At 64.1% G+C, this 18,340-nt stretch carries 18 protein-coding genes, 1 pseudogene and 1 riboswitch; of the genes and pseudogenes, 11 read left to right on the top strand and 8 right to left on the bottom strand.

What is annotated here, in order from left to right; translation table 11 throughout:
• Window positions 1–110: 110 nt before the first annotated feature.
• Entirely contained in the window at window positions 111–755 is a 645-nt protein-coding gene (locus GON09_RS24885) for a hypothetical protein (protein ID WP_213934707.1), read from the bottom strand.
• Between the two features lie 69 nt (window positions 756–824).
• On the opposite strand from GON09_RS24885, the gene GON09_RS24880 reads away from it, so the two are divergent.
• The 5 genes from GON09_RS24880 (at window position 825) to GON09_RS24860 (ending at window position 5,869) form a co-directional block, all read left to right on the top strand.
• Window positions 825–2,083, top strand: a protein-coding gene (locus GON09_RS24880; RefSeq protein ID WP_153008518.1) for an IS3 family transposase whose coding sequence is annotated in 2 segments (ribosomal slippage) — window positions 825–1,170 and window positions 1,170–2,083 — 1,260 coding nt in all. Because the reading frame shifts where the segments join, the coding sequence is not laid out codon by codon here.
• A gap of 211 nt (window positions 2,084–2,294) precedes the next feature.
• A complete protein-coding gene (locus tag GON09_RS24875) occupies window positions 2,295–3,107 on the top strand; it encodes a hypothetical protein (protein WP_213934706.1) in 813 nt (270 codons plus the stop codon).
• A gap of 150 nt (window positions 3,108–3,257) precedes the next feature.
• Window positions 3,258–4,507, top strand: a protein-coding gene (locus GON09_RS24870) for an IS3 family transposase (protein WP_213934705.1) whose coding sequence is annotated in 2 segments (ribosomal slippage) — window positions 3,258–3,588 and window positions 3,588–4,507 — 1,251 coding nt in all. Because the reading frame shifts where the segments join, the coding sequence is not laid out codon by codon here.
• A 52-nt stretch (window positions 4,508–4,559) separates the two neighbouring features.
• Window positions 4,560–4,740, top strand: a riboswitch (cobalamin riboswitch).
• A gap of 77 nt (window positions 4,741–4,817) precedes the next feature.
• On the top strand, window positions 4,818–5,090 hold the full coding sequence (locus GON09_RS24865; protein WP_213934704.1) for a hypothetical protein: 273 nt from the start codon (window positions 4,818–4,820) through the stop codon (window positions 5,088–5,090).
• The gene (locus tag GON09_RS24860) at window positions 5,087–5,869 is read left to right on the top strand and encodes a hypothetical protein (protein ID WP_213934703.1); all 783 of its coding nucleotides are present in this window, start codon (window positions 5,087–5,089) and stop codon (window positions 5,867–5,869) included. The genes GON09_RS24865 and GON09_RS24860 overlap by 4 nt, the downstream gene beginning before the upstream one ends.
• 384 nt (window positions 5,870–6,253) lie before the next feature.
• Here the strand turns inward: GON09_RS24860 and GON09_RS24855 are convergent, their stop codons facing one another.
• Window positions 6,254–7,648: an IS1380 family transposase gene (locus GON09_RS24855; protein WP_213934638.1), complete on the bottom strand. Its 1,395-nt coding sequence runs from the start codon at window positions 7,646–7,648 to the stop codon at window positions 6,254–6,256.
• Between the two features lie 226 nt (window positions 7,649–7,874).
• Between GON09_RS24855 and GON09_RS24850 the strand changes: the two genes are divergently transcribed.
• From GON09_RS24850 to GON09_RS24840, 3 genes are all read left to right on the top strand, one after another.
• Window positions 7,875–8,828, top strand: coding sequence for a LysR family transcriptional regulator (locus GON09_RS24850; protein WP_213934702.1), 954 nt, complete (start codon window positions 7,875–7,877; stop codon window positions 8,826–8,828).
• A 219-nt stretch (window positions 8,829–9,047) separates the two neighbouring features.
• Complete coding sequence (locus GON09_RS24845) at window positions 9,048–10,019, top strand: putative oxygenase MesX (protein WP_213934701.1); 972 nt, start codon at window positions 9,048–9,050, stop codon at window positions 10,017–10,019.
• Between the two features lie 26 nt (window positions 10,020–10,045).
• Window positions 10,046–11,071, top strand: a complete 1,026-nt coding sequence (locus GON09_RS24840; protein ID WP_213934700.1) for a methionine synthase — start codon at window positions 10,046–10,048, stop codon at window positions 11,069–11,071.
• 48 nt (window positions 11,072–11,119) lie between these two features.
• Here the strand turns inward: GON09_RS24840 and GON09_RS29020 are convergent.
• Window positions 11,120–11,305 (bottom strand): annotated as a pseudogene (locus tag GON09_RS29020) (hypothetical protein); the annotation flags it as partial.
• A gap of 372 nt (window positions 11,306–11,677) precedes the next feature.
• On the opposite strand from GON09_RS29020, the gene GON09_RS24835 reads away from it, so the two are divergent.
• Window positions 11,678–12,424: a glycosyl hydrolase gene (locus tag GON09_RS24835; RefSeq protein ID WP_213934699.1), complete on the top strand. Its 747-nt coding sequence runs from the start codon at window positions 11,678–11,680 to the stop codon at window positions 12,422–12,424.
• A 48-nt stretch (window positions 12,425–12,472) separates the two neighbouring features.
• Window positions 12,473–12,640, top strand: a complete 168-nt coding sequence (locus tag GON09_RS24830; RefSeq protein ID WP_213934698.1) for a hypothetical protein — start codon at window positions 12,473–12,475, stop codon at window positions 12,638–12,640.
• A 617-nt stretch (window positions 12,641–13,257) separates the two neighbouring features.
• Here GON09_RS24830 and GON09_RS24825 read toward each other — a convergent pair.
• The 5 genes from GON09_RS24825 to GON09_RS24805 form a co-directional block, all read right to left on the bottom strand.
• Window positions 13,258–13,506: an excalibur calcium-binding domain-containing protein gene (locus GON09_RS24825; protein WP_213934697.1), complete on the bottom strand. Its 249-nt coding sequence runs from the start codon at window positions 13,504–13,506 to the stop codon at window positions 13,258–13,260.
• Between the two features lie 291 nt (window positions 13,507–13,797).
• Window positions 13,798–15,240, bottom strand: coding sequence for a replication protein (locus GON09_RS24820; protein ID WP_213934696.1), 1,443 nt, complete (start codon window positions 15,238–15,240; stop codon window positions 13,798–13,800).
• Window positions 15,241–15,590: 350 nt separating this feature from the next.
• Window positions 15,591–15,749, bottom strand: a complete 159-nt coding sequence (locus GON09_RS28465; protein ID WP_244867008.1) for a hypothetical protein — start codon at window positions 15,747–15,749, stop codon at window positions 15,591–15,593.
• Window positions 15,750–15,889: 140 nt separating this feature from the next.
• Window positions 15,890–16,396: a hypothetical protein gene (locus GON09_RS24810; RefSeq protein WP_213934694.1), complete on the bottom strand. Its 507-nt coding sequence runs from the start codon at window positions 16,394–16,396 to the stop codon at window positions 15,890–15,892.
• Entirely contained in the window at window positions 16,393–17,004 is a 612-nt protein-coding gene (locus GON09_RS24805; RefSeq protein WP_213934693.1) for a hypothetical protein, read from the bottom strand. Before GON09_RS24805 ends, GON09_RS24810 begins: the two co-directional genes overlap by 4 nt.
• A 489-nt stretch (window positions 17,005–17,493) precedes the next feature.
• On the opposite strand from GON09_RS24805, the gene GON09_RS24800 reads away from it, so the two are divergent.
• Window positions 17,494–17,925 (top strand): helix-turn-helix domain-containing protein, encoded by a 432-nt coding sequence (locus GON09_RS24800; protein ID WP_068166605.1) that lies wholly within the window; start codon window positions 17,494–17,496, stop codon window positions 17,923–17,925.
• Window positions 17,926–18,340: the final 415 nt, after the last annotated feature.

Genomic DNA, 18,340 nt, shown 5'->3' with positions numbered 1-18,340 from the left:
TCGCGTATCGCGCGGCGTTCGGCCAGCAGCAGTTCTTCGAGGGTGTTCTGGTCGGGCATAACGGTCTCTTCCTGAGCGACGACGGACGGTAGTATGTACCCGGCCGAGGATCATTCGTCCCATACGGCGGTGAACTCGTACCACCGGCCGTCGAGGTGAGCCGCGTCGATCCGGTCTATTCCCGAACGGTCCGGGGGAGGTCCTGCCGGCGAGTAGATCCAGCCGCCGGAGGTGGTCAGAAAATTCTGATCGGCGTCGTAGAAGTACACCGCATCGTTGCTGTGTCGTTCGACCCGGGACATCGTGTACGGCCCGACGGGCACCCCGAACACGGCAGACTCCCGTGAGGACAGCACCGCGTAGACAGCGGCGTCGAAGTCGCTGCGTGAGGACCCGAACGACGGCGACGGAATCACCAGAACAGCCACCGCCGCGACGAGCACCGTGATCGGCGCAGCCGCGATCCACCACGACCACCGCCGGTCCCGCCCGATCACCAACGCGGACTTGACCGCCCACACCAGACCGACGATCATCAACAGAGCCCCGAAGACCAGGACGACCATCGAATTGGTGAAGGCATCGATGGTGTGCCCGTGGCCCGGCCACCAATCCAGCAGGGCGAACACGATTCCGGTGCACAACAGCACCGACGCTCCTGCCACGATCAGCGCCGGTGGGCGTGCCGGGCGGCCGATCGGATCACGCAACACCCACGGCTGCCGCGGCGCCGGTGGCGTGTCATCGCCGTTCATGGGCCTTGACCCCGGTTCTTGGACACGCTGAATCCAGCATCTGCTGGGGAAGCGAGATGATCTTCAGTCATGTCACGAAAGAACTACTCGGAGGAGTTCCGGCGCCAGGCGGTCGAGTTGTACGAGTCCACGCCGGGCGCGACGATCCGAGGTATCGCCGCTGACCTCGGGGTCGTGCGCGGCACCTTGACAGGCTGGATCGACCAGTACGGGACCGGCACCAAAACCCACGTCGACGGCACCCGGGTGCATACTCCGGCACGGCCTCATAGCCTGAGCTCCGGCACGGGTAGCGAATCGGAGACCGTCGAGCAGAAACTCGCCCGTCTCGAAGCCGAGAATGCCGCCCTACGAGCGGAAGCAACCAAGCTCACCACCGAACGCGAGATCCTTCGTAAGGCGGCCAAGTATTTCGCCGGGGAGACGAACTGGTGACCCGCTTCCAGTTCGTCGCCGACCATTCCGACACCTATCAGGTGAAGCGGTTGTGCGAGCTCGTCGAGCTCGAGCGTTCGTCCTACTACGCCTGGAAGTCCGCCGAGCCGGACAGGACCGCTCGCGCCGCGGCCGACGCGCAGCTGGCCGAACGAATCCGGGCGATCCATACCGAGGACAACACCTACGGAGCACCCAGGATCACCGCAGAACTCAACGATGGCGTCACCGTGAACGAGAGGGTCAACCACAAGCGGGTGGCCCGGGTGATGCGTCAGAACAGCATTGTCGGCTACCGCCGTCGACGACGGGTCACGACCACCGTCCCAGAACCTGCGGACCAGAAGGTGCCCGACCTGCTCGAGCGGGACTTCACCGCCCCTGCACCGAACTGTATCTACGTCGGCGACATTACATATTTACCGATCGAGGGCGGTGCCAACCTGTATCTGGCGACGGTGATCGATTGCTACTCCCGCAAACTCGCCGGCTGGGCGATCGCCGACCATATGCGCACCGACCTCGTCGCCGACGCTCTCCTTGCTGCTCATGGAGATCGTAATGGATTGTCCGGGTCTATCTTTCACTCCGATCACGGCGCGCAATACACCTCGAAGGATTTCGCTTCCCTCTGCGCCGACCTCGGCGTCACCCAGTCGATGGGTAAAGTCGGCACGAGCGCCGACAACAGTCTCGCCGAATCCTTCAACGCCGCCCTCAAACGAGAAGTCCTCCAGAACGCGAACGTCTGGTCGGACGAAGCCACGTGCCGGCGTCAGGTGTTCCGTTGGGTCACCCGCTACAACACCCGACGACGACATTCCTGGTGCGGACACCGGTCCCCGAACACCTACGAGACCCTCTACATCGCTACGCTGGCATCCGCGGCGTAATCCACCACCCGTGTCCATTTGCTGGGGGTAAGGCCCCATGAGTCGAGCTTTGCGCATCAGCACACCGAGTCACGCCATCTGGACGCGACTGGAATGGGTGATCCGCATTCGGGAATAGGCCCCAACACGGTCCGCTGCATCGCTTCCGCCAGAGCAAATCCCGACCCTAGACGAGCACCCGGCACGACCGCGGTGTGGCAGGGTCGGATACGTGAGTGAGCACAGCGGCTCTGGTCCCGGCGACCGGCAGCAGATGAATCACCATGTCGACCCGAACTCGCAGTCGCTGGTGTGGCGGATCGACGACGTACTCGACGACACCACCCCCGGCGACTGGATCACCGAGGCCCTGCCCCGCTTCGAGTACACCGTCGGATCGCTGGTGCCCCCGATCTACACGCTGTATTCCCGGCTGCTGCACCCTGCTGCCCGGATCGATCCCGACACCGGGCAGCAGGTTCGGGTGCGCTGGGCCGAGGTCGCCGCCCGCACCGGCGGCGTGATCCACCAGACCGTCGAGTGGGGCTCACTGCTGCAGGCCGGTATCCACCGCGGGGTCGGGGACGGCCGCAACCTCGTCTGGCACCAGGAACCCGACGAAGGCGATATGCCGGAAGAGCAGTTCGCGGCCCTGGCCGAGGTTCTCGTCGAGCACACCAGCACCCTGGACGATTGCTGGTTCGGGTTCTGGGAAGGCCGCGCGGGTCAAGCCCTGCACCTTCCCGCACCCGGACCGCGGGTCCGCATCCCGCACCGGGACAACTTTCTGGTGCACGGCACGGTGCGCGATGCGGTGCGCACTCTCGGATGGTGTGGTCCGAACCTGTGGTGGCCGCAGGACCGGGCCTGGTTCGTCGCCACCGACATCGACTTGATGTCGACCTATATCGGCTCATCCACCGACTGCGCCCGGGCGCTGGCCGCGCACCCGGACCTCGAGGTCATCGACACCAGCAACCTCCGGAAGGTCACCTGGGACAGTGACGAGATCAACCCGCTCCCGCCGCGCCCCTACGGGCAGTAACCGGCGACGGTCACCTGCGCTTGGGCGCACCCGCTTCCACCTGTAAGACGACGATCGTCACGCGTCGTCAATCGGGTGCAGGGGATAGCCCCTGGGTGGTGGACACGCTGACACTGGCCCATACTGGGCCGGAGAATGCAGGACATCACCATGACGAAGAAGAAGTACTCTGACGAGTTCAAGGCCGACGCCGTGCGACTCTACGAGAGCCGCCCGGAAGTGTCGTACTCGTCGTTGGCCGCGGATCTGGGAGTCGCTCGGGGGTCGTTGAAGACATGGGTGCATCTGGCGCGTAAGAAGGCCGCGATGGCGCGGTCTGCGCCCGAAAAGAGCGTGGATGCCTCGGAGACACCCGAGGAGCAGTGCGCGCGGATGCAGGCCGAGATCGAGCAGATCCGGGCCCGCAACCAGGCTTTGGTCGCGGAGAACGACAAGCTCAGCGAGGAACGAGACATCCTGCGCAAGGCCACGAAATATTTCGCGGCAGAGACGAACTGGTGATCCGCTTCCGGTTCGTTGACGACCACCGGGACACCCATGAGGTGAAGCGGATGTGCACGGTGCTCGGCATCCACCGGTCGAGCTACTACAAGTGGCGAGCCGGAAAGGCGGCTCGGCTTGCCCGCCAGCAGGCCGATGCGGCGCTAGTCGACCGAATACGTGCCCACCACCAGGAATGGGACCACACCCTCGGTTACCGGCGGATGACCGCCGAACTGGCCGATGATGACCAGGTGCCGGGCACGGTCAATCACAAGCGGGTGGCCAGGTTGATGCGACAGAACAACATCGTCGGTGTGCATCTGCGTAAACCGAAGAACACGACGATCAAGGATCCTGGGGCACAGGTCTTCGAAGACCTGGTCAACCGTGATTTCACCGCCGACGAGCCTGGACGAGTATTCGTCGGTGACATCACTTACCTTCCCCACAGCGGCACCGGTGAGTTCCTCTACCTGGCGACCGTGATCGACGTGTGTTCCAAACGGCTCGTCGGCTGGTCGATCGCAGGTCACATGCGTACCGAGCTCGTGGAGAACGCGCTCGACAATGCGGCCGCGGCACGAGGGTCGCTGGAAGGAGCGATTTTCCACTCGGATCACGGACGTCAATTCACCTCCTCGGACTACCAGGCGACATGTCGCCGGCACGGCGTGCGGCAATCGATGGGCCAAATCGGGTCGAGCGCCGACAACGCGATGGCCGAGTCCTTCAATGCGTCGTTGAAGCGGGAGACGCTTCAGGGCGCGAAACGCTGGTTCGACGAAGCGCAATCCCGCACCGAGGTTTTCCGCTGGATCACTCGATACAACACACGCCGACGGCACTCATCACTGGGGAACCGATCACCACTTGACTTCGAGGTCGACCATGGGGCTACCCTCGATCAGGCCGCTTGACGTACACAACCCCGTGTCCACTCTTCAGGGGCCACGCCCACGCTCGGGTAGGCTTCCACACGGCCGGTTCGGCACCGCCCCGTCCCGCGCCTATCGGCTGGGGTGATGCCGACGCAAGAGGGAATCCGGTGAGAACCCGGAACTGTCCCGCAACGGTGAGAGACCTCGGCGCACGTATGCGCAGTCGCCGAGCAGGTTTCGAGTCCGATACCTACCGGCCCAGGAGTGCGCCAGTCCTCCTGCCTACACGGCCGAGGAGCCTTCATACGATGACTATCCGTACTTTCCGTCCACGCCTGCCCCGCCACAGATGGCGGTGACGTCGGCAACGTTCGGGCTGGTAGCGACCGCCGCCTGTTCGGCCCCGGAGCAGCCGGATGAGGATTATTCGGAACGGACGATCCCGGTCGTCGATGATGCGGGTCGGACCGTGGAATTCGACGGACCGATCGAGTCTGCCGTGGTGGCCAACCACTCCAACAGCGAGCTGATCCCGGCGCTGAACGATGTCGACACGGTCGTTGCTGCGCGCACCGGCACGGCCCAGGACCGGGTCGCCCGAGGTAGAAAGACTGACACATGACCGATCTGCACACCATGCTGGAGAAGATCGATGCACTCGGGCCCCCATTTCGCATCGGCACCCGGTCCGCGGCGAACACCGTCTCCGACGACGCTGCTGAGGTCGACTGGTTCGCCGCCGCCGAACTGTGCGACCCGACGTCCGGGCAGACACAGAGGATGATCGAACTACATGCCCGGCACCGGCAGATGCCGGTGGCACGGCACGTCGGTTCGCTGGTCTTCCAGCGTTACTGCCACCGTGTCTGCGGCGTCGCGACGGCGGCATGGGTGCTGTACGGGGTTGCGCTCGACCTTCGCGCCCCGAGTGTCCGCGTGCGCTTTGTCGCCGGCACACCCGATCTGCTGGTGCTCGACGCACCGAAAGCGCGGACAGACGCCACACCCGAACACCTCCTCGAAACGACCGTCGACGGGCACCTGACACCCCTGGCGCAGAATGTGCGCGCCGAGACAGGCCCCGGGATGGGCAACCTTCTGGGCAACATCGCCGCGGGATTCGCCGGTGCCTTCCGAACACTCGCGCGCCGGTCCGACCTGAATCTGGATGCGCACACGCTGCGTGAGCACGCCCAGGAACTGCTCTCGGCTCGCCCGGAGCTGCGCCGCAGCGGTGACTTCCGGATCCTCACCGGGCCCTGTGGCCCCCGTCTGCAGTACGACCGCAGGACCTGCTGCCACTGGTACGCCGCCCCCGACGGACGCTACTGCTCCTGGTGTTCTCGACTCACTCAGGAAGAACGGACGAAACGGTTCCAGGACGCGATGGCCGAAGAATGACACGCGGCGCAGCACCCCGAACAGCTGAGGGTCGACGGGCTACCGAACCGACGACCGCTGCTTCGATGTCGCAGCTGCCGGCTGACTCTCGGACGTGCTCAGCCTCGTGAAGGCGAAACAGTGGGCGGAAATCGTGCCGGTCGGTCCATCACGGTGACTCGGATGAGATTGCCGTCGGGAAGCGCGACCACAAATGTGCGGCCGGAAGGTAACCTCAATCTTTCGTGAGTCCCGCGTGCCGGCCTGACCAGTTCGGATTCGATGGTGGAGGCGGTGGATCCGGTGTGCATCCACGCTTGGTCGCCCGACACGGTCGGGTGACGTCGGGGTCCACGGCCCCGAACTGAGTGTCCTTTCGACTCGATAAATGAAGATTCGTGCAGGTCACACAGGTGCAGGTAGCGCGGTGAGCCGGTTCAGGCCGGCCACGAGAACATCGACACCGGGAGCCGTCGCGGCCAGCCGCAGCCGAACCTGACGGGCATGGCGGGCGATCTTCCCGGCGATCGACAGCACCCGCAGCCGCAGCCGTTTCGGCTCCCACCGCCGCGCCGGGACCTCGGTGAATGCCAGCATCTGCATCCACGCGGTCAACTCGCATGCCAGTTGCACGAGCGCGAGCCAGATCCGGTTCTGATCGAACCCGTGCAGCGGAAGATTCTGCAGCCCGGTTGCTTTCGCTGTCCGGATCCGGTCCTCGCACCGAGCCCGACGGCGGTGCCGCAACTCCAGATCGGGGAGTTGCCCGCGGCGGGTGTTGGTCACGAACGCCGTCAACCGCAGGCCGTCACGGTCGGTGAACCGCAACTGCGCACCCGGATGCGGTCTCTCCTTCCTGACGATCACGCGCATGCCGGTCGGCCACGTCGACAGGTCGAGCAGCCCGGTGATCTCGGTGACCCAGGCCCCGTCCCGGACCTGCCCGTCCGAGTCGTAAGCCGGAGTCCATGCCTGCTCGGGAACCAGATCGATCGCGGCGGCATAGGCGTCGGTCAACCCGAATCCCACCGAATACGAGAGCCTGCGCTTGGTCAGATACTCGATCAAGGAGTGGGTGCCACCGGCACCATCGATCCGGACCAGCACCTTCTTCCCGACCCGATATCCCGGGTCGAACGGCAACTGCGCCAGGGCGCCCTGCACGACAGTGACGTGATCGGCGGCGGTGTTCGAACCGGCATTGCCCGGGCGCAGCAGCATCGCGACGGGTTCACCGGTGCCGTGCTCACCGTGGTCGACGAACGCACACAGCGGATGAAACCCGAAGCCGCGTTTGAAGTTCGGGGCAGCAGATTCCTTGTCCGAGTGCGCGGTGACGAGGGTGGCATCGATGTCGATGACCAGCGGTGTGTGCTCGTCGATGGCGTGATCGGGTGCCACCGACCCGGCGGCGGTCCAGGCGTGGGCGCGGGCGGTAGCGCGGGCCCGTCCGATCGCGGCGAGAGCGGTGTCGGCATCACCGGCGAGGGTGGTGATCAGGCGGGAGACAGTCGGGTCGGAGGCCACCTGGCCGAACAGTTCGGGGTGGGCGCGTAGTTGGTTGATGTCGGCGAGGCAGTCCCCGCCGATCGCCAGGGAGAGCGCGAGGTCGAGGAGGATCTTGCCAGGATCGTGGCGTGCCAACGGTTTCCGGAACTGAGCGAGTTCGGTCGTCAATGCTGTGGTGAGGCCGGTTTTCTCGGCGGTGCGCAGCAGCAGGACAGCGCCGGCATGGGACACGACGCCGGTTCCGGTACCCGATGCGGACAGGTGTGGGTAGGGGGACGTAGACTTGCTCACCTGAAGGGTGCTCCTGGCTCACGCGATTGTTCAACCTTAGACAAGTCGAATTATCGCAGGTCGGAGCACCTTTCTTTCTGTGTGACACGGGTTGAGGTCGAATTTCCGTGAAAGCCCCGGGGTAACTCCCAAGCCTGCGCGGCCTCGCTCTCGACGAAGCGCGACATTGCGGGTGAGCGGTCACCCACGGCATCGGCGACGTGCACAGGTGCGATAGGTTTTTGCTATGGCACGTGACATCGCGGGAACGGTGCGGGGAATCACCCTTCAGCAGTTGCGGTACTTCGTGGAGGTGGCCGCCGAAGGATCCATCAGTGCCGCGTCGGACCTGCTTTATGTCGCGCAACCGACCGTGTCCTCCGCGCTGAAAGACCTCGAAAGTCGAGTAGGACGTACGCTTTTCGTTCGCTCGACCCGTGGAGTGATGCTCACCGACGACGGGGTGGAGTTTCTCGGCTACGCGCGCCAGGTGGTCGAGCAAGCAGAACTCCTGGAACAGCGGTATCTGGGTCGCGGGCCCTCGCGCCGGCTCCTGGCCGTATCGACTCAGCACTACTCGTTTGTCGTCGACGCTTTCGCCCGCATGGTGAAAGCGTCCGAAGCTGCGGAGTATGTGTTCAGTCTTCGAGAGACCCGCACATGGGACATCATCGAGGATGTCCGCACATTGCGAAGTGAACTCGGTGTGCTCTATCGCAACGAGTTCAACGAAAATGTGATCAACAAGCTGATTCGTGAAGCCGGGCTGGTCTTCACGCCGTTGTTTCTGGCGTCGCCGCACATCTTCATCGCCCGCACGAACCCCCTCGCAGGGCGAAAGAGCGTGACGCTCAGTGATCTCGAGGATTTGCCGCGGCTCACGTTCGACCAGGGTGTGAACAATTCCTTCTACCTCGCTGAGGAGATCCTCTCCACCCGTTCATCGAAGCAAGACATTCGGGTGAGTGATCGAGCGACCATCTTCAACCTCATGATCGGGCTGGGCGGGTACACCATCTCTACCGGCATCGTCTCGGACGATCTCGATCCGTCTATCGTCGCCGTTCCGCTCGACGTGGACGAGCGCATCGAGATCGGTTGGATCGGTCATGCCTCGGTAGCTTTGACCACCCAGGCTCAGCGATTCGTGACGGAGATGCGCGACGTGGTGTCGGGGTTCGGAGTCGATCTGCTGACATAGGCAGTGTCTATATCCAGCTATCGAAATAGATAATTGGGCTATGGCGGCGGGTTTACCTACACTGACTTCCGCGCCACTTCGGACAGTCTGCTCCCGACTGTTTCGCCCTGGAGACATCGGGAGATTCGGTCGAAGTGCTGCGAGAACTCAGGCAGCGAACCGCGCGGTGACGCGCTCGTCGCTGCACTCACCCGCACGTGATTGGGGCAACTGATCAGCATGACCGACGACTGGGTCTTCAGCATCGATACGACGCGCTTCGATGAGGACTACACCCCCTCGTCCAAGTCGCGCAGCACGACAAACTTTGCGAATCTCGCACGCGGAGAGGGGCGTCGGCAGAATCTGCGCAACGCGGTGACAATGATGAACACCCGTGTCAACGAGTTGGTGCACTGGGACAACCCGCGCGGTGACCGCTACGCACTCGAGCTCGACATCGTCTCGGTGGACCTGCATCTCGCGTCGGACGGCGATGACGTCGCATTTCCGGTGATCGAAGTGCTCGACGTCGATATCGTCGACACCACCACGGGCGCCCGCACGGAAGGCATCGTCGGAAACAACTTCTCCTCATACATTCGCGACTACGATTTCAGCGTTCGGCTCCCGGGGCACCGAGCGTCGGGACTCCCCGACGACTTCGGCGATCTGCACGGGCAGGTCTTTCAGCGTTTCGTCGAATCGGACGAGTATCGCGAACGGTTCTCGCAGCCCCCGGTCATCTGCATCAGCGTTTCGACGTCCAGGACGTACCGTCGGCTCACGAATCACCACCCGATTCTCGGGGTGGAGTATGCGGCAGATGAGAAGTCGCTCACCGATCGGTATTTCGGGAAGATGGGGCTCAGGGTGCGCTACTTCCTGCCTCAGGGGGCCGTCGCTCCATTGGCCTTCTACCACCGCAGTGACTTGCTCAACGACTATTCGTTTCTCGCACTCGCGGGAACGATCGCGACGATGGAGACCTTTCAGAAGATCTATCGTCCCGAGATCTACAACGCGAACACTGCGGCGTCGGAGGTGTACCGGCCGAGTCTCGACCACAGCAACTATTCACTTCCACAAGTGAGCTACGACCGTGTCGAGCGCACTCGCCTCGCGGGCATGCAGGGAAAGTTCACTGAGGTGAATCTCATGAAACCGTATGGCGCTGTTCTTCAACAGTGGGCTACCAAGCAATCCGCCTGACCGTGCGAGACCGAAAGGTACCAGCGATGAACACACTCCTGCCCACCTCGATCGTCGGTAGCCTGCCCAAGCCCTCCTGGCTTTCGGAGCCGGAGAAGCTCTGGTCGCCGTGGAAGCTGCGAGACGACGAACTGCGCGAAGGCACACTCGACGCCCAGACGCTCGCAGCACATGAGCAGCGTCGTTCCGGGCTCGACATCATCAGCGATGGTGAACAGACGCGTCAGCATTTCGTGACCACGTTCATCGAGCACCTCAAAGGCGTCGACTTCGACCGGCGCGAGACCGTGCGAATTCGTGACCGCTACGACGCGAGCGTCCCGACGGTTGTCGGCGCGGTCAGCCGCGAAAAGCCAGTGTTCGCAGCGGATGCGACGCATCTTCGAGCAGTGACCGACAAGCCGATCAAATGGGCCCTGCCCGGCCCGATGACAATGATCGACACGCTCTACGACGACCACTACAAGAGTCGCGAAAAGCTCGCATGGGAGTTCGCGACCATCTTGAACCAAGAAGCAAAGGACTTGGAAGCGGCCGGCGTCGACATCATCCAGATCGATGAGCCCGCGTTCAACGTGTTCTTCGACGAACTGAAGGACTGGGGCGTAGCGACGCTCGAGCGTGCGACCGAAGGGCTGAGCTGCGAAACTGCCGTTCACATCTGTTACGGCTACGGCATCAAAGCCAACACCGACTGGAAGGCAACGCTCGGGGCCGAATGGCGCCAATACGAAGAGTCGTTTCCACTGCTGCAACAGTCATCGATCGACATCGTGTCACTGGAGAGTCACAATTCGCGGGTGCCTGCCGACCTGATCGAATTACTTCGAGGCAAGAAGGTCATGCTGGGAACGATCGACGTGGCGAACGACACCGTCGAGACGCCCGAAGAGGTCGCCGCAACCCTTCGTCGCGCGCTCCCGTTTGTTGACGCAGACAAGCTCTACCCGAGTACCAATTGCGGTATGGCGCCACTCGACCGACGCGTCGCACGAGACAAGATGGTCGCGCTCGCTACGGGGGCCGAACTTCTGCGACGTGAGCTGTGCTAGCGACTCCGACGACTCGCCGGCACCCGAGTACGTGTGACATCGGCACTGCGGGGTTGTCTCAGGGCCCGGCAAGTCGTGAGTGATCCCCACTGAGCCCTGGATCTCGCTGTCGACGGATCGGTCGCGTACCGACACCGGCCGCAGCTGGCGGTTGAGGATGCCCATGACGATGCGGTAGCCGCGCTCGTCGGGCTCGGAGATCGCTTCGAGACCGATGAGCAGTTCGACGCCCTTGCGGCCAGGAAGCGGTGTAGTGGTACCGGCACGACAATGTGGGGTACAGGCAGGTGGCCGATCATGTCTACCTGTGGGAAAGGGTGCCGATGGCGGCAGCGGAGAACAACCCTCGGTGGGCGCATCGGTGGGAGCGGATACGGCCGTTCTTGGTGCCGGCTGCGGTGGTGGCGGTCGTGGCGGGATGGGGGACGGTGAACCTGATCCGCACTGTCGAGGACCGAGACCGGGCGCAGCCGCCTGCGGCGGAAGCGTGCGTGAGTGCGCAGGTGCCCCCGGAGGGGGAGGGTGTGGTGGGGGGTCAACCTCGACTTCGGCCGAAAGACATTAGCGCAGTATGCCGCCGATCTGGGGCACCGACCGGCGGTAACGGTGACCTTCACGGATCTGCCGTACACCGAGACCCAGCGCGCCGACCTGGCCCGGGCGGTCGAGCAAGTGCGCGGCGATGGGCAGATCCTGTTGCTGACCCTCGAACCGTTCGCCGGTCTCGCGGCAGTCACCGAACCGGTGACGCGCCGGCTGGCGGCGGATCTGGCCGAGTTCAACGCCGCCGGGGTGCCGGTGATCGTGCGGTTGGCGCACGAGATGAACGGTTCGTGGTATCCGTGGGGGCAGCAACCGGAGCAGTACGTGACGATGTTCCGCACCGTGGCCGCGGCGGTGCACGAGGAGGCGCCGGAGTCCGCGATGATGTGGGCACCGAACTACGGCGGGGGTTATCCCTTCTGTGGCGGCCGGTTCGAAGCCGCGCCGGGCAGTGCGGCGCGGGCGGTGCTCGACACGGACGGGGACGGGACGCTGACGTCGGCGGATGATCCGTATGCGCCGTACTATCCCGGTGACGAGGCGGTGGACTGGGTGGGGATGTCGCTGTATCACTGGGGCGCGGCCTATCCGTGGGGAGAGAACGAACTGCCCGAGCCCGGCAAGCTGGCGGCGCAGCTGACCGGCAACTATCGCGGTGCCGGTGGGGATGACACCGTCGTCCCGGACTTCTACACCCGCTACGGGGTCGAGCACGGCAAACCGGTGGCGATCGTCGAGACCGGGGCGTTGTACAACACCGCAGTCGAGTCGGGGCAGACGGCGGAGTTCGCGCTCAAGCAGGCGTGGTGACAGCAGGTGTTCGACCCGGCTGTGCCGCATCGGTTTCCACAGTTGAAGATGATCAACTGGTTCGAGTGGGACAAGTACGAGCCCGAGGTCGATGCCCGGGTGGACTGGACGGTCACCGACGATCCGCAGCTGCAGGAGGCGTTCACTGCGGCACTGCCGCCGTGGCTGCGGTACGGGCCCGATCAACCGTGCACACCGATCCGGTCCGGCTCCTGACCCGAGTGCTCGAGCTCCGGTTCCGGCCGCCCCCACGTCGAACTGTAGGTGCCCGATCTTCCCACGACTGATGGCACGAGCGAGTATTTTTCCTACCCATCCTGATGGATAACTACGATTATCCATCAGGATCAGTAGGGGTCGGCGCAGTGGTGGGCTTTCACCTATGCACGCCTCGGCGACGACTTGGGCGGTTACCACCGCGCTGCGGGCCGTGCACGATTCGACGACCCATCCGATCCGGTCGGCAGGTCCGAGGGTGGATCATCGCCAGGCCGGTGTCCGGTGCGGCCCGCGTCGCGACTCGGTTGCGCCACGGCCGGAAAGTCCGGCAGGCAATGAGCGACTCGGTGACCACGGTGCGGACGGCGATCAGGGGTTCGTGTGTCGAGACGATTCGTCGGGTGATCGACGGTCGCCGACGACGGGGTTGTCCATGTCCGGGAGAGGTCCCAAATCGCTTTAGTTAACGTAACGACGGTTACCGGCAATCTTCTGACCTGCGAATTTCGAGAGTCGGGAAAGTCGAAGCGCGTGGGGCAGGAACCGATGGTCTTCCGTGCCGAGAGCGCCCTACCTCGGTTGAGGCAGGGTGCCCAGGGCTGTAGCTGGCGTGGTTACTCGCAGGCGATTCCGTCGTTGTCACCGTCGAGGTGTGGCGCGTAGCCGGGCTCGCCGCGGAAGATCGGAGCGACGCCGGCCTGACGCGCTTCTGTGCAGTTCGCGTAGGAGGGGCCACCGAGTCCGGCTGAGCCGGAACCGGAGCCGGACGCAATCCAGGACAACGGGCCGGCCGATGCCACGGCGGGTGCTGCGAGCGTCATCAGTGCAGCGGCGAAACCGGCCGCAGCCAAACGTGCCTTCATGTTCTCTCGTTTCTTGCGATGAATCAGACAAACGTGACATAGCTAGAATGGGTACCGGTGTTACACAAGCGAGTAATCCGGCGCTCCAACCTGTGCCGCCCAGCCCGGGGGAGCCGGCACCGATTGCGTAAAATATGCCCGTACCGATTGCGTCGGAACGATTTCCCGTAAACCGATCTGAACAACCGACGCGGCAGGCAGGTTCACACGAGGCTCGCTGAAATCGGCGCGCATTACCTCGGACACCGAGCTGTTCGAACTGGTGCGACCAGCCAGAAGGCGGTAGCGCGTTCACCGAGCGCAACCCGCAGGTGCTTTCTTTGCCGCGAGGTCCGCTGCCAATTGCGCACGCACGGTCCGTCGATGCTCGTCCGACGCCAAGGGGGCCTGCGTGGCCGACGCGGTGGCAAGGACGCGGCGGTAGGACGTGACGAGTCGGTGTGCCGCTTCTGCCGGGGTTTCGCCGCGCCGCGTGCGGCCGCGGAGTTTCTGTTCGGTGGGGGAGGGGCCGGTCCAGTCAAGGCCGGACAGTCGGTAGGCCACCAATCGCAGCGGCGCGGTCATCGTCTCGGTTGTCGGCCACGTCCATCCGCGACTGGTGCCGTCGTGGGTGAGAGCGGCTGCGATGTCGATGCCGGTCCAGCGGTCGGTGTCGATACCGGCGTCGAGTAGCAGGTCGCAGATCGTTCCGATGTGGCCGCGGCGTCTTCCGGTGGCGTCGTCGATGCCGACGATGGTGCGTAGTGCGGGGATACGGTCGACCAGCTGCGCGGCTGCTCGTTGCAGGGCCAGTGGTCGGGTCACGCTCGGTATCGAGTTCTTCTCGCCTGCGCGTTCGCGCGCTTGGTGATCTTTCCTGACGGAAAGATCCTGAAGAGAGGAACCACTAGGGGATTGGGGTGCGGAATCCGGGGACCTGCGCTGGGTCGGTGAAGTAGCGCGGGTGGTGGATGACCCGGTCTTCGGGGTCGAATGCGTCGGGCGGCGTCGTGGCTGCTTGTGTGGTTTGTCCGGTGAGGGCATGGCTTCCACCGCCCAGGCGGGTGCGGACAACGCCCACACACTGGCAGCGCCGATCTGCAGTCGCACGGGGGACTGTCCGTGGATGTGGGTGTAGAGGCGGGCTGCGGCCTCACGCTCGACGGCGTTGAGTTTCTTGCCGCGGGTCAGCTCGACACCGAGCTCGAGCGCCTTGAGCACGCGTCTGCCGCGCTTGAGCTTGTCAATCGACATTGTTTCTGCACCCGCGAGGGTGTCGAGGGAGGCGTAGACGTGGCGCCCGGTGGTCGATTCGGCATATGCGGCGTGGGCGGCGCAAACCTGCAGAAATGTTCTCGCAGCGATGCCATGACGCTTGAGCGCGGCGCGTCCGCGCTCGGTGTGGACGGTGATCCATTCGCACAAACTCAGCCAGTATCGGCGGCTGTGCCAGGTCGGGACGCGGGCGCACGCGCCTGCGGGGACAGGTAGCGAGAGTGCGGTACGGGTATGTGCGGGTTGGGTGTCGAGCAGCTCGCACACAGCTGCCTCGGCCGGGTTGTCCTGCGGTTGGGCGGCTTCGAGTGCGGCGACGTTCGCGACGGCGGCGGCAACGATCGCGTCCCATTCGGCGTCGGTGAACGGTTGCGGAAGTGGGAAGTCGACGTGATCGCTGTCGGTTGAGGTGCCGAGGGTGGAAGTGTAGGTGGTTGGGCGAGTTTCAGGGTGTGCGCTACCCTGAGACGTACCTGGCACGGTAAGTCCCTTCGGGGAAGCAGTAACTCAAAAGTTTTCGAAGCGGCAAACTTCGGAGACTGGCCCACGAGCGTGATCGTTGTGGCAGACGTTCTCGCTCGAGTGGTGAAGGATTTTCGGGTCCTTCTGTGGATGTTCTGGTGAAGCCCACCCTTTCGGGGGTGGGTTTCGCTTTTGGGTTGAGTCACTGCGCTGTTGATTTGTCGGATCGGCGGGTTCGGGTTACGTGGTCATGGATGCGTCTCCTCGGCGTTCAGGTGCATGTGACGACTCCCGGCCGGAGCGTGCGTAGTTCTCGATGGACGAGGTACGCACGGACGGAATCCGGGGTGTGGAGCCGGTAGGCGGTTCTACGAACCGTGCGGCAGGATGATCGACTGTGCGAATGCGGCGACCTGCCTGATCTGCTCGACCGAGGCTGTTTCCGGATCGGAAGCGACGAGACCGACCGTGTCGGCGAGCGCGACGAACCCACCGGAGGTCGGGAGAGACGTGGGAGACAGGACCACTGGTCCATACCTGTGCACCAGCTCGTTAAGGTCCAGGACGGCAGGCGTGGTGGTCCCGTGGACGAGTCGAGCTTTGAGCACGCTATCGACGGCAAGGACTGCCCATTCGCGGCCGTCTCGATCCACCGCAACCAGGGAGTTCACGCGACATTCCGATCACTCGTCGCGGGCGGGGCCACGCGGTGTTGCCAGGCGGTGTACGCGTCGCGAGCGAAGGACACCGCGATCGGGGGCTCGTGCTCGTGCCCAATGGCATCGAGTGCGCCGAGGATGGCTTCGAGACCGCTGAAGGTGCGGCCGGCGAGATGGTCGAGGGCGTCGGTGCAGGTGTCGGCGACGGCACTCCACGCGATGGCGAGGCCGGGGGAGTGGGCGGTAGTGCGGGCTGTGCGCGTGATGTCCGCGATGGCCTGCCATTGCTCGACTGTCGCGGTGTCGGTGGCAGTGTCCCGACAGGCGGCGGCGATATGGTCGGCCGCCAGGCGGGCGAACCCGTCGATGGCAGCGACCAGACCCCACGTGCGGTGGCTGTACAGGTCGGCGAACCACTGCCAACGGTCCGCAGCGGGATGATCATCACCGGCCGGTGCCTCGATGACGCCCTGGGCGATAGCTTCGAACAGCTTCAGGTGCGGGCTGGGGTTCATGCCACCGCTCCCTTGAACAGCGCAAGTTGTCCGTCGGCGGGGGACGCTGGAACATCCTGCGCGGGAGAGGACGCGGGCGCAGTCCTCGTGGTCGCCGCACGCCGGGTAGGTCGGGGCTTCGGTTTGGGCTTTCGACGTTTGGTCTTGGCTCCGCACCGGTCGGCATAGGCATCGAACATCTCGGGAGCGATCTCGTCGCCTTTACCGGAGAACAGTCGCCCGGCGAGGATCTGATCGCAGATCTTCTCCCCGCTAGCCAGCCTGCGGTCCAGTTCCGTGGTGCAGGAGGTGAGGAGCGGGCACTGTGCGCAGACGGCGACGGCCTGGCGCCACGGGGCGGACTTGTTTCCGCTGACCGTCCACACCTGTCCTTTCCCGGAGCACAGACCTTGACCTGCGTGGACCTCGCTCATCGGGGCTTTGAAGCGGGATTCGAGCTCGATGGCGATACGGCGCGAAGTGGGGCATACGCGCACGGTGGGGGTGTAGACGAATCCGCATCGTCGGCACCGGCCGGTGCCGCAGTGTTCCCGCTCGAGCGCCCGGAGCTGGTTCGTCGAGTAGTCGCTGAACGACCGCGTGTGTGCGCGTGCGGTGAGCGTGCGCAACGCCTCGACGACGGGCGGACACAGTGGCTGGTCCGTGGAGTAGGTGAACCCGCACGACGAGCATGCGGTGCCCTCCGGATTCGGAAGGTGCTCAGCAAGGAGAGAGTGAGGATCCTCGCTGCCAAGAACTGTGTCGTGAGTCTCTCCGTGAGGAGGGGCGGGACTCTCTGCTACTAGGCGTATCTGCCCAGCGCCAACTAACCTGTTCATCGCAGGCTCCATATCTGCAATCGAGGCCACGGGCTGCTAACCCGTGTGCCTCTGGCTTGTTCGACTGCTGTAACAGTCGGCTTGCTGTTGGACGGTCCCTCAGCTGCTGCTAACGGCTGGGGGACCGTTCGCATTAATCAGCTACTTCGCTCCTTCCATGTCATCCATCTATACAAACGATCTATTCAAATCCATATGCGCGCATCGTATCGAGGGAGTTGCACAGTGTCTAGCGATGGCGACTTCACAAGGAGGATTCGGACGGTGAGCCGACGAGTAATGCGTGGCTTCAGTCCCGACGCTCTGCGTCAGGCGCGCCTCAACGCCGGCTTGTCGCAGACGGAGATCGCGCGGGTCGCGAAGGTGGGCACCGGGACCGTCCGCCGCTGGGAGATGGGCGAGTCGTCCCCGCAGGTCGATTTGCTCGCTCGGGTTGTCGAAGTGCTTGGGGTGACGATCGCGGACGTGGTGAAAGTGCCCGAGGCTGAGCGCTACCCGGGTGACTGGCGTGTGCTGCTGGGTCTGACGCAGCCACAGCTTGGCGCCAAAGCTGGTGTTACCACTCAGATCGTGAGCTGCGTGGAGCGTGGTGTGATTTCGCTTTCCGACAACGTCGGCGAAAGGCTCTCTGCAGCGTTGGGGATTTCGGAGGACGAACTGCGAGCGGCGCACGAACGCGCTCGAAACAGGCCGCTCGGCGAGCCTTCGTAGGTCCTTCGCCCGCGGACGTCTTGTGCGTCCTTCGTCGTCGGTGCTCGCACTCTGCATGTCGTCTCCGATTCCGGGTAGCTGGAAGAAGACCTCACGATTTTCGTGGGCCTACTGCTTCCAGACGGGAATCACTCACCGACCGGTGCGAGCACGAAGGAGGCACTCCCCCGAGCACAAGAGAACTTACCCAGGTGGGACAGCTGAGGCAAAGTGTGTGCCGCAAATCACTGTAACGCTCGATGTTCGGGGCGTATCGGCGTGGGAGAGCTTCCGATGGCGCTTGCTCGATAGCTCTGGTTGGCAGTGTCTGACTCGTCGGTGCGAGAGCGCATTCGAGGTTCGAGTTCCGGATGAGGGCCGCGTTCAAACCATTCATCGTTCTGCTCAGCAGGGCCGTTCAAGCGGGCGCAGTCGT

Origin of the sequence: Rhodococcus sp. B50, from assembly GCF_013602415.1 — a bacterium.
Lineage (GTDB): Bacteria > Actinomycetota > Actinomycetes > Mycobacteriales > Mycobacteriaceae > Rhodococcus.
Note: the sequence above shows the minus strand (reverse complement) of the source record. Positions and strands in the feature narration are given on the sequence as shown.